This window comes from Streptomyces sp. NPDC007095 (assembly GCF_040634475.1).
GTDB lineage: Bacteria > Actinomycetota > Actinomycetes > Streptomycetales > Streptomycetaceae > Streptomyces.
The window spans coordinates 1-14,533 of the sequence record NZ_JBEYFS010000274.1; the positions used below are offsets into that span (position 1 = coordinate 1).

Consider the following 14,533-nt stretch of genomic DNA (forward strand, 5'->3'; position numbering starts at 1 on the left):
GAAGGCGTTCCCGGTCACGGCGAGCGAGCCCAGCGACATCCCGTGGAAGGCGTTGGTGAAGGACACCGGGCCGCCGGGTTCCGGAGGATGTCCGGGCTCTCCTGGTCGCGGATGGTCCGCGACGGTCTCGCCATGAGGCACGGCAAGGAGCTGACCTGGAGCCAGGTGCTGCTCGCCGCGAACACGCCGATGCTCCTGAAGGCCTCCATGGTGGACGGGCGTACGGACCTGGGAGTGATGGCGTCGGGACAGGTCGCGGGGGTGATCGAGGATCTGCCGTCGTGCAAGGAGCTGGTGGAGCGGGTGATGACACAGGCGGACGAGACTCTCGGCGCGCTGGGTATCAGAGCCGTTCGATGATCGTCACGTTCGCCTGGCCGCCGCCCTCGCACATCGTCTGGAGGCCGAACCGGCCGCCGGTGCGCTCCAGTTCGTGCAGGAGCGTCGTCATCAGTTTCACGCCCGTCGCCCCCAGCGGATGCCCCAGAGCGATGGCGCCGCCGTTGACGTTGACCTTCTCCGGGTCGGCGCCGGTCTCCTTGAGCCAGGCGAGGACGACCGGGGCGAAGGCCTCGTTGATCTCGACGAGGTCGATGGCGTCGAGGGACATGCCGGTCTTCTTCAAGGCGTACGCGGTGGCCGGGATGGGCGCGGACAGCATGCGGATGGGGTCCTCGCCGCGTACGGAGAGGTGGTGGACGCGGGCGCGCGGGGTCAGCCCGTGCTCCCGTACCGCCCGCTCGGAGGCGAGCAGCATCGCGGCGGCGCCGTCGGAGACCTGGGAGGAGCAGGCGGCGGTGATGGTGCCGCCCTCGACGACCGGCTTCAGGCCCGCCATCTTCTCCAGTGAGGTGTCCCGGCGCGGGCCCTCGTCGACGGTGACCTCGCCGTAGGCCACGGTCTCGCGGGCGAAGCGGCCCTCGTCGATGGCGCGGATCGCCCGCCGGTGCGAGCGGAGGGCGAACTCCTCCTGGTCGCGGCGGCTGATGCCCCACTTGGCGGCGATCATCTCGGCGCCGGCGAACTGGTTGACGGGCCGGTCGCCGTAGCGCGCCCGCCAGCCCTCGCTGCCGGCGAAGGGGCCTTCGGTGAGGCCGAGGGGTTCGGCGGCCTGGCGGGAGGCGAAGGCGATGGGGATCTGGCTCATGTTCTGCACGCCGCCCGCGACCACCAGGTCCTGGGTGCCGGACAGGACGCCCTGGGCGGCGAAGTGCACGGCCTGCTGGGAGGAGCCGCACTGCCGGTCGACGGTGACGCCCGGCACCTCCTCGGGGAGCCCGGCCGCCAGCCAGCAGGTGCGGGCGATGTCCCCGGCCTGCGGTCCCACGGTGTCCAGGCAGCCGAAGACGACGTCCTCGACGGCGGCCGGGTCCACTCCGGAGCGCTCCACCAGCGCCTTGAGGACATGCGCGCCGAGGTCGGCCGGGTGGACACCGCTCAGGCCTCCCCCGCGCCGCCCGACGGGCGTACGGACCGCTTCGACGATGTAGGCCTCGGCCATGACAACTCCCTCACAGACATGGGCTATCGCAGACATGGGCTATTCGCGTACGGAGATCCCGTCCAGCACCATCGACAGGTACTGCCGGGCGATCTCCTCGGGGCTGTGCTGTCCGCCGGGCCGGTACCAGGACGCGGCGACCCACACCGTGTCGCGCACGAAGCGGTAGGTGAGCCGGATGTCGAGGTCGGCCCGGAAGACCTCGGCGGCCACGCCGCGCTCCAGCGTGCTCAGCCACGCCTTCTCGAAGTTGCGCTGCGATTCGGCGAGGAAGGCGAAGCGCTGCTGGGCGGCGAGGTGCCGGGACTCCTTCTGGTAGATGGCGACGGCGGCACGGTGCCGGTCGATCTCCCGGAAGGACTCGGTGACCAGGGCCTCCAGCGTCCGCCGCGGGTCGAGTTCGGCGTCCAGGACGGCGTCGTAGCCTTCCCAGAGCTCGTCGAGGAAGGTCCGCAGGATCTCCTCCAGCATCGATTCCTTGGAGTCGAAGTGGTAGTAGAGGCTGCCCGCGAGCATCCCGGCCTCGTCCGCGATCTTGCGTACGGTGGTGGCGTTGTAGCCCTGCTCGGCGAAGACCTCCGCGGCGGTGTCGAGGAGTTCGCGGCGCCGCTCGGGGGTGGCGGTCACCTGGGGCTTCTTCTTGGTAGGCACGGTTCCATTGTGGTCCCAGAGGTGCCGTCCGACGGCGCCCTACGCATGTTGGCTGCTGACGGAGACGACTTCGCCGGTCATGTACGAGGAGTAGCCGGACGCCAGGAACACGATCACGTTGGCCACCTCCCAGGGCTCGGCGTAGCGGCCGAAGGCCTCGCGGCCCGTCAGTTCCTCCAGCAGCTCGGGCGTGGTCACCTTCACCAGGTGCGGGTGCATGGCGAGACTCGGTGAGACCGCGTTGACGCGCACCCCGTACTCGGCGGCCTCGACGGCCGCGCACCGGGTGAGGGCCATGACGCCCGCCTTGGCGGCGGCGTAGTGCGCCTGATCGGTCTGGGCGCGCCAGCCGATGACGGAGGCGTTGTTGACGACGACTCCGCCGCCGCCCTGGTCCCTGAAACGGCGCAGGGCGGTCCGGGTGCACCGGAACGTGCCGTTCAGTGTCACGTCCAGCACCCGCGACCACTGCTCGTCGGTCATGTCGACGAGGGCGCAAGTGCCGCCGAGGCCCGCGTTGTTGACGACGATGTCCAGGCCGTCGTGGACGTCTCCCGCCAGCGCGAACAGGGCTTCCACCTGCTGCTCGTCCGTCACGTCGCACGGCAGCGAGGCGACGTTCGCCACGCCGAACTCCGCGGCGAGGGCCTCTTCGCTCTCCTTGAGGCGGCGGACGTGGGCGTCACTGATGACCACCCGCGCCCCCTCCTCCAGGAACCTGCGCGCCGTCGCCCCGCCGATGCCCGCGCCCGCGGCGGCGGTGATGACGGCGGTGCGCCCGGCCAGCAGCCCGTGCCCGGTGACGTACGCCGGACTCTCGACGTCGCTCATACCTCCACGCTAACCTACCAAACACTTGTTAGGGAAGGTGCTGCCGATGGATCTGACCCTCTCCCCCGCCGACGAGGCCTTCCGCGCCGAGGCCCGGACCTGGCTCGCCGCCCATGTGCCACAAACGCCTCTCCCGTCCCTGGAGACCGAGGAGGGCTTCGCGGCACACCGCGTGTGGGAGGCCGAACTCGCCGCCGACCGCTGGTCGGTGGTGTCCTGGCCGGAGGTGTACGGCGGCCGGGGCGCGAACATCGTGCGCTGGCTGGCGTTCGAGGAGGAGTACTACGCGGCGGGCGCGCCGGGCCGGGTCGGCCAGAACGGCATCAACCTCCTCGCGCCCACCCTGTTCGACCACGGCACGGAGGAACAGCGCGCCCGGATCCTGCCCTCCATGGCCACCGGGGAGGTCGTCTGGGCGCAGGCGTGGTCCGAGCCGGAGGCGGGGTCCGACCTGGCCTCGCTCACCTCGCGTGCGGTGCGTACGGACGGGGGCTGGCTGCTGAGCGGGCAGAAGACCTGGTCGTCGCGGGCCGCCTTCGCCGACCGCGCGTTCGGTCTCTTCCGCAGCGAGCCGGACACGCCGAGGCCTCATCAGGGCCTGACCTACCTGATGTTCGACCTGCGCGCGCCCGGGGTCACCGTGCGCCCCGTCGGCCGCCTGGACGGCAGACCGGCCTTCGCCGAGGTCTTCCTCGACGAGGTCTTCGTCCCGGACCAGGACGTGATCGGCGAGCCGGGCGGGGGCTGGCGGGTCGCCATGTCGACGGCGGGCAACGAGCGAGGGCTGACGCTGCGTTCACCGGGCCGTTTCCTCGCCGCCGCGGACCGTCTGGTGGCCCTGTGGCGCGGCCGCGCCGACCCCTCGGACACGGCGCTGCGCGACCGGGTGGCCGACGCGGTGATCGGCGCCCGCGCCTACCAGCTCTTCACCTACGCCCACGCCTCCCGCTTCCTCGACGGCGGGACCATGGGCCCGGAGTCCAGTCTGAACAAGGTCTTCTGGTCCGAGTACGACATCGCGCTGCACGAGACGGCCCTCGATCTCCTCGGCCCGGACGGCGAGTCGGCGGACACGGACTGGTCCGAGGGGTACGTCTTCTCGCTCGCCGGTCCGATCTACGCCGGCACCAACGAGATCCAGCGCGACATCATCGCCGAGCGCCTGCTCGGCCTCCCGAAGGGCCGCCGCTGATGCGCTTCCTCCTCGACACCGAGCAGCACGCGTTCGCCGACTCGCTGGACGCGATGCTGACGGCCGCGGACACTCCGTCGGTCGTGCGGGACTGGAGCCGCGGCGACCAGGGCGGCGGCCGCGCGCTGTGGTCCCGTATCGCCGAGGCGGGCGTGTTCGCGCTCGCGGTGCCGGAGGCGTACGAGGGGATGGGCCCGCGTCCGGTGGAACTGGCCGTGGGCTTCATCGAGTTGGGCCGGCACGCGGTGCCCGGGCCGCTGGTGGAGACGGTCGCGGCGGCCGCCCTGCTGGCCGAGCTGGCGGACCGCCTTCCCGCCGGGCGGCTGCTCCCGTCGCTGGCCTCGGGCGAGGCGTCGGCGACGCTGGCCCTCGACGGGGCGTACGCGCTGGACGGCGACGCGGCGACCACCCGCCTCGCCCTGGCCGCCGACGGACTGCGTCTGGCGCCCGGCCACGGCCCGGTACGCACCTCCCTTGACCCCGCCCGCCGCCTCACGCCCCTGGCACCGGGCGGTGAACTGCTCTCCACCGCCCCTCCCGTCGCCCATGCCCTCGGCTGGGCCCGGCTCGCCACCGCCGCCCAGGCCCTCGGCGTCGGCCTCGCACTCCTCGACCGGACCGTCGCCTACGTCAAGCAGCGCACCCAGTTCGGCGTCCCCGTCGGCTCGTTCCAGGCGGTCAGGCATCGCCTCGCCGACGCGAAGATCGCCCTGGAGTTCGCGCGGCCGCTGCTGTTCGGCGCGGCCCTGACGATGGCGCCCGCCGACGTGGCCGCAGCCAAGGTCACGGCCTGCGAGGCCGCGTACGCCACCGCGCGCACGGCGCTCCAGCTGCACGGCGCGATCGGCTACACCGCGGAGTACGACCTGTCCCTGTGGCTGGCCAAGGCCCGTGCACTGCGTACCGCGTGGGGCACCCCGGCCCAGTGCCGGGCCGAGGTGCTCAGTGGTGGTGATCGCCGCCGGTGAGTTCCCGGTACTCCTCCGGCGTCGGCTTCGGGATCTGGGTGTCGGGCCCGTACATGGCGCGGGCGAGCCGGGCGCGCAGCCTGCGGCCGGGGCCGACCCGGCGGGCGACGCCGTTCGCGTCCACGAGCGGTCCCACCTCGTACGGCGGAGGCTGCTCGTGCTGGGTGAGCGTGAACCGCTGCGCCGGTGAGAGCGGTTCGTGCACCTCGACGTACTCGCCGTGCGGAAGCATCCGGATGATCCCGGACTCCCTTCCGTGCAGCACCTTGTCGCGGTCCCGTCGCTGGAGTCCCATGCAGATCCGGCGCGTGACGACGAAGGCGAGGGCCGGGGCGACGAAGAAGGAGACCCGTACGAACCAGGTGATGGCGTTGATGGAGAGGTGGAAGTGGGTGGCCCACAGGTCGTTGCCGCCGCCGACCAGCAGCACTCCGTACAGCGTCAGCCAGGCGACGCCGATCCCGGTGCGGGTGGGGACGTTGCGCGGCCGGTCCAGGATGTGGTGTTCCCGTCCGTCCCCGGTGATCCACGCCTCGATGAACGGGTAGACGGCGATGGCGGTCATGATCAGCGGGAAGAGGGAGAAGGGGATGAACACGCCCAGTTGGAGGGTGTGGCCCCAGGCGTTGATCTCCCATCCCGGCATCACCCGGATGAGCCCCTCGGAGAAGCCGAGGTACCAGTCGGGCTGTGCGCCGGTCGTCACCAGGTCCGGCCGGTAGGGGCCGAAGGCCCAGACGGGGTTGATGGTCGCGATCGCCCCCATCAGCGACAGCACCCCGAAGACGAGGAAGAAGAACCCGCCCGCCTTGGCCATGTAGACCGGCATGAACGGCATCCCGACGACGGACTTCTGGTCGCGTCCGGGTCCCGGGTACTGCGTGTGCTTGTGGTAGAAGACCAGGATCAGATGGGCGACCACCAGGCCCAGCATGATGCCCGGCAGCAGGAGGACATGGATCGGGAAGAAGCGCGGAATGATGTCGTGGCCCGGGAACTCGCCTCCGAAGAGGAAGAAGGAGAGGTACGTTCCCACGATCGGGACCGACAGGATCGCGCCCTGGGCGAAGCGGACGCCGGTGCCGGAGAGCAGGTCGTCGGGGAGCGAGTAGCCGGTCAGGCCGGTGATCAGGCCGAGCATCAACAGGGTCCAGCCGAACAGCCAGTTGACCTCGCGGGGCTTGCGGAACGCGCCGGTGAAGAAGACGCGCATCATGTGCACGAGCATGCCGGCGAGGAAGACGATCGCCGCCCAGTGGTGGATCTGCCGGACCAGGAGTCCGCCGCGGACCTCGAAGCTGATGTGGAGGGTGGACTCGTAGGCGCGGGTCATGAGGATGCCGTTGAGCGGCTCGTACGGGCCGTGGTAGACGACCTCGGAGGCGCTCGGCTCGAAGAAGAGCGTGAGGTAGACGCCGGTCAGGATCAGGATCAGGAAGCTGTAGAGGCAGACCTCGCCGAGCATGAAGGACCAGTGGTCCGGGAAGACCTTGCGCATGTTGGCCTTGGCCAGCGCGTAGAGGCCGAGCCGGCCGTCGGCCCAGTCCGCCAGCCGCTCGCCCCCCGGCGTCTCGCCCCGCCGCCCCGCACGTGAAGTCCCTTGCCCCCGACCGGATTTGATCTCTCCCGCGTCCATGGGTCACCCCCTCGGCCCACCAGGGTGGCACGACACCACCCCGAAGCCAACGGCGCGTCACCCCCCACCTGTCCCTCGCCCCCGCCGCCCCTACCCGTCCCATCCCAGGGGGCTCCGCCCCCAGCCCCCCGGGCGGGCGCTCGACCTGCGGGTGGGGGGGCTGATCACGCAGGTTTCCGCGCCCTCAAAAGCCCCAGCCCGTCCGTAGACGCTCGACTGACGGCCGGACGGGGCTGATCGCACAGGTCCCCGCGCCCCCAAAAGCCCCAGCCCGTCCGTAGACGCTCGACTGACGGCCGGACGGGGCTGATCACGCAGGTCCCCGCGCCCCAAAAGCCCCAGCCCGTCCGTAGACGCTCGACTGACGGCCGGAGGGGGCTGATCACGCAGGTCCCCGCGCCCCAAAAGCCCCAGCCCGTCCGGCGTTTGAGGACGAGGCCGTTCAGGCCGATGCGGGGGGCTGGGGGCGGAGTCCCCAGGGGACGGGAATGGGTAGGGGCGGCGGGGGCGAGAACCGGGCGGTGGCTCAGGCTGCCGGGTGGAGGGTGATCACGGCGGTGTGGGCGGTTGCGTGGAGTGTTGTTTTCTCGCTGGTCAGGAGCACGGCGTCGTAGCGCCCGAGAGTCACCCCGGACACCTCGGCCGTGCCGTCGAGGGCGACGACAAGGACGGCCGGGCCCGCCGGGAGGGCGAGGGATCGGCGGGGGGCGGCGACCGTGACGGTGGGGGTCGCGGCGGCGCCCCGGTGCCACATGACGTTGAGGTTGACGACCGGGCCGCCGATCAGACGGCAGTCGGTCGGCAGGTCACCGGGGAAGCGTTGTGGGTCGAACCGCGTGTCGACCCGGCGGTGTTCGCCGCCGACGGTCAGGTCCATCCCCTCCCCCTCGACCATGGTGAGGATCCGGTCCACGTCGGCGAACGCCGAGAACGGCCCGTCGCCACCGACGTCGGCCACGCTCACCCGCCACTCGAAGTCCCCCATGTCCGTGCCCTCGGGCCGGGCGACGATCTCGCGCGTCACCCCGCCACCGTTCTTCCAGGGCACACCGACCCGCCCGGCGGCCGGCAGGACACGCACGGTCACTGGACGATCCCCCGCTCGCGCGCGGCCGTCAGCCACTGGGGGAAGTCGCCCACGATCCGGTCGTACAGCTCGGCGTCGGAGACCTTCCGAGGTTCCGAACCCGCGTGGAAGAAACCGGCGTTGTCGACGACCCGCTTGTGCGGCACCGGCAGCTCGTCGAGTTTGCGCAGGAAATCGAACTGCTTGCTGTCCGGGTCACCGAACCCTATGAACTGCCAGAACAGCGGAAGCTTCGCCGCCTTGCACAAGTACCGTTCGGCGGCGAGTTTGTTGATGGGGCCGCCGTCGGTCTGGAAGACGACCAGGGCGGGGTCCTTGGAGCCGCTGTCGAGGTAGTGGTCGATGACCGCGTCCATGGCCAGGTGGTAACTGGTCTTCCCCATGTGGCCGAGCCCGGCCACGATCTCCTCCACCCGGCCCTGATGGTTGTCGAGCGCGATGTCCGTGACCGCGTCGATGTCCGTGGAGAAGAAGACGACGGGGACGGTGCCGTCGTCGTCGAGGTGCGCCGACAGGCCGAGCACCCGGTCCGCCAGCGCCTGCACACTGCCGTCCTTGTAGTACGGCTTCATCGACCCGGAGTGGTCGACGACCAGGTACACCGCGGCCCGCTGTCCGCTCAGCCCGTGCTTGGTGAGGGAGACACCGGCGCTCTTGTACAGGCTCACCAGCGCGGGTGCGGTCTCCTCCACCTTGGTGAGGCTGATTCCGGCCATGCGGGGCTCCCATCGCGCGAAGGTTGCGGAAACGCCGAGATTACGGCACCGCCAGCCCCTGCCGTCCCCCTCCCACATGGGCGTTCGCTATTTTGTTCGCCGCCGACCCCACCGGCTCATCGTCCCCCTGATCTCCGTACCCGCGAGGAGCCGGTCGTGGAATCCGAATCCACTGAATCCACTGAATCCGCCGAGTCCACCGAATCCGCCCTCACCACCTGCTATCGGCATCCCAAGGTGGAGTCCCATGTGCGCTGCACACGGTGCGACCGCTACATCTGCCCGGGCTGCATGCGCGAGGCGGCCGTCGGTCACCAGTGCGTGGAGTGCGTGAAGGAGGGCGCCAGGACGATCCGGCAGGCCCGCACGGCGTTCGGCGGCCGTATCTCGACCGTGCCCGTGGTGACGTACGTCCTGATCGCGCTCAACGTGCTGGCCTATGTGGGCGAGGTGGTGCGCCCGGCGATCGTCGACCGGTTCGAGATGCTGGGCGCGGCGCTGACGGGGCCCGACGGCGGGCACTACGTCTGGCAGGCCCAGTACCCCGACGACTTCCACCCGGAGGGCGTGGTCGACGGGGAGTGGTACCGGATGCTGACCGGCGCGTTCCTCCATCTGCCGCCCACCGGGGGCACGTTCGGGATTCTGCACATCGTGATGAACATGGTCTCGCTGTGGAACCTGGGCCGGGTGGTGGAGGCCCAGCTCGGCCGGATCCGCTTCGTCACGCTCTATCTGCTCTCGGCGCTCGGCGGCTCGGTCCTCGTGCTGGTGATCGCGCCGTACACGCCCACGCTCGGTGCGTCGGGCGCCATCTTCGGGCTGGGGGCCGCGTACTACGTCATGGCCCGCCGGCTGGGCGCCGACATGAGCGCCGTGAACCGCTTCATGGCGGGCCTGCTGCTGTGGCTGCTCATCTCGGCGGGACTCACCTCCTGGCAGGGCCACCTCGGCGGCCTGCTGGCGGGCGGCGTGGTCACGCTCGCCTACGCGTACGCACCCCGGGACCGCCGCCGGGCTCTGGTCCAAGCGGCCGCGTGCGCCGCGCTGTTGGCGCTGCTGGTGATCACGGCCGTCGGAAAGGTGTCCGAGCTGACGAGCGGAGCGGCCTGAGCGCTCCCTAGGCTGAGCCCATGAAACGTGCCCGGCTCCTCCTGCTCACGGTGCTCCCCCTGGTCGCGGCGGCGGTCTGCTTCCTCGCCCCGGCACTCACGGACGCGAGCGGGGCGGCCGGGCACGCGCGGGCCCGCCAGGACGCCGGGCGACCGGCGGGCGCGGGCCTCGCCGCCCCGGACAAGAAGGAGCTGGCGCACAAGCTCGTGGCGAGCGCGGAGAACTCCACGCTCGACTGGCGCAGCGCGTACGCCTACATCGAGGACATCGGCGACGGCCAGGGCTACACGGCGGGCCTCATCGGCTTCTGCACCGGCACCCACGATCTGCTCGTCCTGGTCGAGGGCTACACGAAGGACCACCCGGGCAACGGCCTCGCCCGCTACCTCCCCGCCCTGCGCAAGGTCGACGGGACGGACTCGCACAAGGGGCTCGACCCGGGCTTTGCGGCGGCCTGGCGCAAGGAGGCCTCGGTGGCCGCCTTCCGCAGGGCGCAGGACGCCGAGCGGGACCGCGTCTACTTCGACCCCGCGGTGCGCCGCGCCAAACTCGACGGCCTCGGCACGCTGGGCCAGTTCATCTACTACGACGCCATGGTCATGCACGGGCCCGGCACCGGCACGGGCGGCTTCTACGACCTGCGCAGCCGTGCCATGGCCCAGGCCGACACCCCCGCCGAGGGCGGCTCCGAGAAGGCCTACCTCGACATCTTCCTCGACGTCCGTCGCGCGGCGATGAAGGCCGAGAGCGCCCACCGCGACACGACCCGCATCGACACGGCCCAGCGGATGTTCCTGTACGACGGGAACCTGGACCTGCGCACACCGCTGGAGTGGAAGGTGTACGGGGAGACGTACAAGGTGCCGTAGCCCCTCCCCCCGGTGCCGGGGCCCCTCCGCCGAGGTGCCGCCCCTCCGCCCGGTTCGGTCGGGCGCCGTCAGTGCTCGACGACCTCGCCGTCGCCCAGTTCCAGTACGCGGTCGGCCAGGCCCAGGAGTTGGGGGTCGTGGGTGGCGACCAGAGCCGTGACGCCCTCACTGGCGACCACCGCCCGCAGCAGTTCCATCACCGCCAGGCCGGTCTGCGCGTCCAGCTGTCCGGTCGGCTCGTCGGCGAGCAGCAGGGCCGGGTGGTTGGCGAGGGCGCGGGCTATGGACACCCGCTGCTGCTGGCCGCCGGAGAGTTCGGCCGGACGCTGGTCCCGGTGGTCGGCGAGCCCCACGAGGGCGAGCAGCAGGGCCACGCGCTCCTCGCGTTCGCGGGGGTCGGCTCTGCGCAGCCGCAGCGGCACTCCCACGTTCTCGGCCGCGGTGAGGATGGGGATGAGTCCGAAGGACTGGAAGATGTAGCCGATCCGGTCGCGGCGCAGTTCCAGCAGCTCGTTCTCGCCGAGTGCGGACAGGTCGGTGCCGTCGATGACGACGCGGCCGCGGTCCGGGCGGTCGAGGCCGCCGATCAGATGGAGCAGGGTCGTCTTGCCGGAGCCCGACCGGCCCTTGAGGGCGACGAGTTCGCCGCGCCGCAGCTCGAAGGAGGCCCCGCGCAGCGCGTGCACGGCCACCGCGCCCGTGCCGTAGGAGTGGTGCAGGTTCTCCACCCGCACCATCGGCTCGTCGGCGGACTCGCCCACGAGGGCGGCACCGGACCGCGTGCCGGTGTTCTCCGTCATCGACGCACCCCCTGCGGAATGGAACTCATGTACCCAGAACGGAAACCCCATGATATTCATGTCGGGTTGGCGAGGAGGCGGCTCGGCAATCGGGTGGGGGACGAGTGACGGGCTTGTTGTTGCTGCGCGTTCGGGCGCATCGGGTGCTGCTCGGCGCTGCCCTGCTCGCGGTGCTGCTGACCACCTCGGTGCTCGCCGCCCTCGCCGCGTTCTCCGCCTCGGTCGGGGACGCGGCGCTCCGACAGAACCTGAGCGGCCCGGCCGCGACCTCCGCCTCGCTCGTCATCGGCGCCGACGTGCCCCGCGGCCGGGAGACGGCGGCCCAGGACGCGGCGGTCCGCGGCGCGCGCCGGACCTTCGCCGGGCTTCCGGTGACCGTACGGACGTTGCGCGGCTCAGGGCCGTACGCGCTGCCCCGGTCCCTTCGGGGCACCGATGCCCGCGCGGGGCAACCGGACCTCACCCACTTCGCCGCTCTTGACCGGTCGCGGATCAGGCTGGTCTCGGGCACACCGCCCGGCCCTGCCCCGGCGGCGCGCACCGCTCCCGTGCCCGTCGCGCTGCCCGAAGTCGCAGCCGACCGGCTGAAGGTGCGTCCCGGAGCGCGGATCGCGCTCACCGACCGGCTGGGCGGAGCGCCCCTGACGGTCCGGGTCACCGGCGTGTACCGGGTCACCGACAGCTCGGATCCGTACTGGCAGCTGGACACCCTCGGCGGTCACGGGGTGCGCACCGTCGACTTCACCACCTACGGCCCGCTGCTCGCCGACGCGTCCGTCCTCGCTTCCCGCACCTCCGCGGGCACCACCGGGTGGGTGGCGACGGCCGACTACCGGAGCCTGACCACCGACGGGATCGACGCGCTGCGCGAGGCCTCGGCGCGCGAACCCGAAGCACTGGGCAAGGAACCGGCGTTCGGAGCGGGCGCGACCGTGCGGACGGCGCTGCCCGCCGTGCTCGACCGGACCGGGCGGGCGCTGCTCGTGTCCCGGTCCACGCTGATGATCGTCTCCGTCCAGCTGGTGCTGCTCGCCGGGTACGCGCTGCTGCTGGTGGCCCGGCTGCTCGACACCGAGCGGGCGGGCGAGACCGATCTGCTGAAGGCGCGGGGTGCCTCGCGCCGCCGGATCACGGGCCTCGCCGCGCTGGAGGCGCTGCTGCTGGCCGTACCGGCGGCGGTAGGTGCCGCGTTGTTGTCCGGCCCGCTGGTGCGGCTGCTCGCCCGGTGGTCGTCCCTCGACCGGACCGGGGTGCGGCTCGGGGACGCTCCGGTGCTCCAGGTGTGGCTGGTCGCGGCCGGGGTCGCGGTGTGCTGCGCGGCGGCGGTCGTGGCGCCCGCGCTGGCCGCGACGTCGGGTGCGCCGGCGCGGCTGCGGCGGGTGCGGGCCGCGGCGGGCGCGGCGCCGGTGCGGGCGGGTGCCGACGTGGGGCTGCTGTTGATCGCGGCGGTGGCGTACTGGCAACTCGACCGGCAGACCGGCTCGTTCGGCGGCGGCGCGCTCAGCCGTGACCGGGCAGGCGATCTGGGCGTCGATCCGCTGCTGGTCGCGGCGCCCGCACTGGCGCTGCTGGCCGGCACGGTGCTGACACTGCGGCTGCTGCCCCTGGGTGCGCGGCTCGCGGAGCGGCGCGCCGCCGGCGGGCGGGGCCTTCCCGCGGCGCTGGCGGGGTGGCAGTTCAGCCGGCGTCCGCTGCGCGGGGCGGGGCCGGTGCTGCTGCTGGTCCTCGCGGTGACGACCGGGATGCTGGCGATCGGGCAGAGCGCTTCGTGGCAGCGGTCGCAGGGCGACCAGGCGGACTTCGGGACGGGTGCTTCCGTACGGGTCCTGGACGGCAGGCCGGGCAGCCCGGGCCAGACCGGTCTGTACGCCGCGCTGCCCGGGGTACGGGACGCCGCTCCCGCCTACCGCGCCACCACGGACCTCTCCGGCGGCCGTAGGGCGACGGTGCTCGCTCTGGACACGGCGCATGCCGGGGAGGGGATGCTGATGCGCGGCGATCTCGCCGACGGGCCCGTGGAGCGGCTGCTGCGGGGGCTCGCGCCTCGGGAGAAGGCGGCAGGGCCCTCGGTGTCGCTGCCCAAGGGCACCCGGCGGCTCGCGCTCGATCTGCGGATCACCGACGAGACGGCGGCAACGGGCGAGGGGACGAAGGCCGGCGAGGGGGCGAAGACGAACACGGGGGCGATGGAGGGGCGTTCCCCTTCCGGAGTCGCGCCCCTGGCCACCGTCGTCGTCGAGGACGGCTACGGTATCCCGTACCGGCTGAGCGCCGGGAAGATCCCCGTCGACGGCCGGGTCCACCGGGTCACCCTCGACCTGGACGTGTCGGCTTCGGGCGCCCGCGCCACGCCGGCAGAGCCGCTGCGGCTGACCGGGCTGCAGCTCGACGGCACGGTTCCCGCGGGCGAGCCCGAACAGCACCGGCTCACCGTCGTACGGGTGCTGTCCACGGGCCCCGACGGGACCGCCCGCGCGGTCGCGGTGCCCGCCGGGGTGCGCTGGCGGGGCAGCAGGACGGAGACGGCGGACGGAGCGGCGTACCCGTCGACGGCCCTGCGTCCGGCCGCGTCGAAGACGGCGCCGTTGACGGTCATGTACGGGACGGGCGCCGCGCCCGGGAGCGACGAGTCGCCCTCCGGTCCGCCGGAGTTCACCGTCCGCCTCGACGCCGCGCGGGCCACGCCCCCGGCACGGATCGCGGCCGTCGCCACCCGGGCGTTTCTGCGGGCGGCCGGGACCGTGCCGGGCGAGAGCATCGACGTGACGCTGGACGGGGAGCGGCTGCGGGTGACGATCGTGCGGTCGGTGAGCGAGCTGCCGACGACCGGATCGGGCACGGCCTGGGCCGGGATCACCGCGGACGCAGCGGGAGCATCGGACCCAACGGCGGACGAGGGCGGGGCGGAAGTGACGGACGGGGGCGCGCTGTTGCTGGATCTGCGCGCCGTGAACGCCGTGTTCGCGCAGCGCGCACGCGCTCCGCTCGCACCCGCCGAATGGTGGCTGAGCACCGCCCCCGGCAGGGCCGCGAAGGTCGCGGCCGCGCTGCGGGCCCGCCCCGACGTCGAGCCGGCCCACTTCATGGCGCGTTGTCGCGGCGAGTTCGGAAACGCCCGAGTCGCCGGGCGGCGCTCCTTCCCCGCGCCCGATCGTGATGCCCCCCGCCG

12 protein-coding genes and 1 pseudogene are annotated in these 14,533 nt (G+C 72.4%); 6 read left to right on the forward strand and 7 right to left on the reverse strand.

Going from position 1 to position 14,533, the window contains the following annotated elements; translation table 11 throughout:
- Window positions 1-69: 69 nt before the first annotated feature.
- Window positions 70-360: pseudogene (locus ABZ656_RS50405) on the forward strand (nitronate monooxygenase); the annotation flags it as partial.
- On the opposite strand, the gene ABZ656_RS50410 reads toward ABZ656_RS50405, so the two are convergent.
- From ABZ656_RS50410 to ABZ656_RS50420, 3 genes are read right to left on the reverse strand one after another with little or no spacing between them, the layout of a single operon-like run.
- Window positions 344-1,501, reverse strand: a complete 1,158-nt coding sequence (locus tag ABZ656_RS50410; protein WP_360278373.1) for an acetyl-CoA C-acetyltransferase — start codon at window positions 1,499-1,501, stop codon at window positions 344-346. The pseudogene ABZ656_RS50405 and the gene ABZ656_RS50410 overlap by 17 nt on opposite strands.
- A 39-nt stretch (window positions 1,502-1,540) precedes the next feature.
- Window positions 1,541-2,152, reverse strand: coding sequence for a TetR family transcriptional regulator (locus tag ABZ656_RS50415; RefSeq protein ID WP_101405704.1), 612 nt, complete (start codon window positions 2,150-2,152; stop codon window positions 1,541-1,543).
- A gap of 39 nt (window positions 2,153-2,191) precedes the next feature.
- Window positions 2,192-2,983, reverse strand: a complete 792-nt coding sequence (locus ABZ656_RS50420; RefSeq protein WP_360278376.1) for an SDR family oxidoreductase — start codon at window positions 2,981-2,983, stop codon at window positions 2,192-2,194.
- Between the two features lie 46 nt (window positions 2,984-3,029).
- Here ABZ656_RS50420 and ABZ656_RS50425 point away from each other — a divergent pair, with 46 nt between their 5' ends.
- On the forward strand, window positions 3,030-4,175 hold the full coding sequence (locus ABZ656_RS50425; protein ID WP_360278379.1) for an acyl-CoA dehydrogenase family protein: 1,146 nt from the start codon (window positions 3,030-3,032) through the stop codon (window positions 4,173-4,175).
- Window positions 4,175-5,143: an acyl-CoA dehydrogenase family protein gene (locus ABZ656_RS50430; RefSeq protein ID WP_360278382.1), complete on the forward strand. Its 969-nt coding sequence runs from the start codon at window positions 4,175-4,177 to the stop codon at window positions 5,141-5,143. The genes ABZ656_RS50425 and ABZ656_RS50430 overlap by 1 nt, the downstream gene beginning before the upstream one ends.
- Here ABZ656_RS50430 and ABZ656_RS50435 read toward each other — a convergent pair.
- From ABZ656_RS50435 to ABZ656_RS50445, 3 genes are all read right to left on the reverse strand, one after another.
- Window positions 5,118-6,779, reverse strand: a complete 1,662-nt coding sequence (locus ABZ656_RS50435) for a cytochrome bc complex cytochrome b subunit (protein ID WP_101405700.1) — start codon at window positions 6,777-6,779, stop codon at window positions 5,118-5,120. The two genes, ABZ656_RS50430 and ABZ656_RS50435, sit on opposite strands and share 26 nt — an antisense overlap.
- Before the next feature lie 526 nt (window positions 6,780-7,305).
- Window positions 7,306-7,866: a HutD family protein gene (locus ABZ656_RS50440; RefSeq protein WP_360278386.1), complete on the reverse strand. Its 561-nt coding sequence runs from the start codon at window positions 7,864-7,866 to the stop codon at window positions 7,306-7,308.
- Window positions 7,863-8,582, reverse strand: a complete 720-nt coding sequence (locus ABZ656_RS50445; protein ID WP_360278390.1) for a VWA domain-containing protein — start codon at window positions 8,580-8,582, stop codon at window positions 7,863-7,865. Before ABZ656_RS50445 ends, ABZ656_RS50440 begins: the two co-directional genes overlap by 4 nt.
- 156 nt (window positions 8,583-8,738) lie before the next feature.
- On the opposite strand from ABZ656_RS50445, the gene ABZ656_RS50450 reads away from it, so the two are divergent.
- Both ABZ656_RS50450 and ABZ656_RS50455 read left to right on the forward strand, forming a co-directional pair.
- Window positions 8,739-9,695, forward strand: coding sequence for a rhomboid family intramembrane serine protease (locus ABZ656_RS50450; protein WP_101405697.1), 957 nt, complete (start codon window positions 8,739-8,741; stop codon window positions 9,693-9,695).
- Window positions 9,696-9,715: 20 nt separating this feature from the next.
- The gene (locus ABZ656_RS50455) at window positions 9,716-10,564 is read left to right on the forward strand and encodes a chitosanase (RefSeq protein WP_360278393.1); all 849 of its coding nucleotides are present in this window, start codon (window positions 9,716-9,718) and stop codon (window positions 10,562-10,564) included.
- A gap of 68 nt (window positions 10,565-10,632) precedes the next feature.
- On the opposite strand, the gene ABZ656_RS50460 is transcribed toward ABZ656_RS50455, so the two are convergent.
- Complete coding sequence (locus ABZ656_RS50460; protein ID WP_101405695.1) at window positions 10,633-11,364, reverse strand: ABC transporter ATP-binding protein; 732 nt, start codon at window positions 11,362-11,364, stop codon at window positions 10,633-10,635.
- A gap of 104 nt (window positions 11,365-11,468) precedes the next feature.
- Between ABZ656_RS50460 and ABZ656_RS50465 the strand changes: the two genes are divergently transcribed.
- On the forward strand, window positions 11,469-14,533 hold a 3,065-nt coding region (locus ABZ656_RS50465), incomplete at its 3' end, for an FtsX-like permease family protein (RefSeq protein WP_360278398.1).

What these genes read in the sequence shown, in the direction of transcription:
- ABZ656_RS50435 (WP_101405700.1), bottom strand. Translation starts at nt 6,779, where the DNA reads ATGGACGCGGGAGAGATCAAATCCGGTCGGGGGCAAGGGACTTCACGT.
- ABZ656_RS50420 (WP_360278376.1), bottom strand. Translation starts at nt 2,983, where the DNA reads ATGAGCGACGTCGAGAGTCCGGCGTACGTCACCGGGCACGGGCTGCTG.
- ABZ656_RS50455 (WP_360278393.1), top strand. Translation starts at nt 9,716, where the DNA reads ATGAAACGTGCCCGGCTCCTCCTGCTCACGGTGCTCCCCCTGGTCGCG.
- ABZ656_RS50410 (WP_360278373.1), bottom strand. Translation starts at nt 1,501, where the DNA reads ATGGCCGAGGCCTACATCGTCGAAGCGGTCCGTACGCCCGTCGGGCGG.
- ABZ656_RS50430 (WP_360278382.1), top strand. Translation starts at nt 4,175, where the DNA reads ATGCGCTTCCTCCTCGACACCGAGCAGCACGCGTTCGCCGACTCGCTG.
- ABZ656_RS50425 (WP_360278379.1), top strand. Translation starts at nt 3,030, where the DNA reads ATGGATCTGACCCTCTCCCCCGCCGACGAGGCCTTCCGCGCCGAGGCC.
- ABZ656_RS50460 (WP_101405695.1), bottom strand. Translation starts at nt 11,364, where the DNA reads ATGACGGAGAACACCGGCACGCGGTCCGGTGCCGCCCTCGTGGGCGAG.
- ABZ656_RS50445 (WP_360278390.1), bottom strand. Translation starts at nt 8,582, where the DNA reads ATGGCCGGAATCAGCCTCACCAAGGTGGAGGAGACCGCACCCGCGCTG.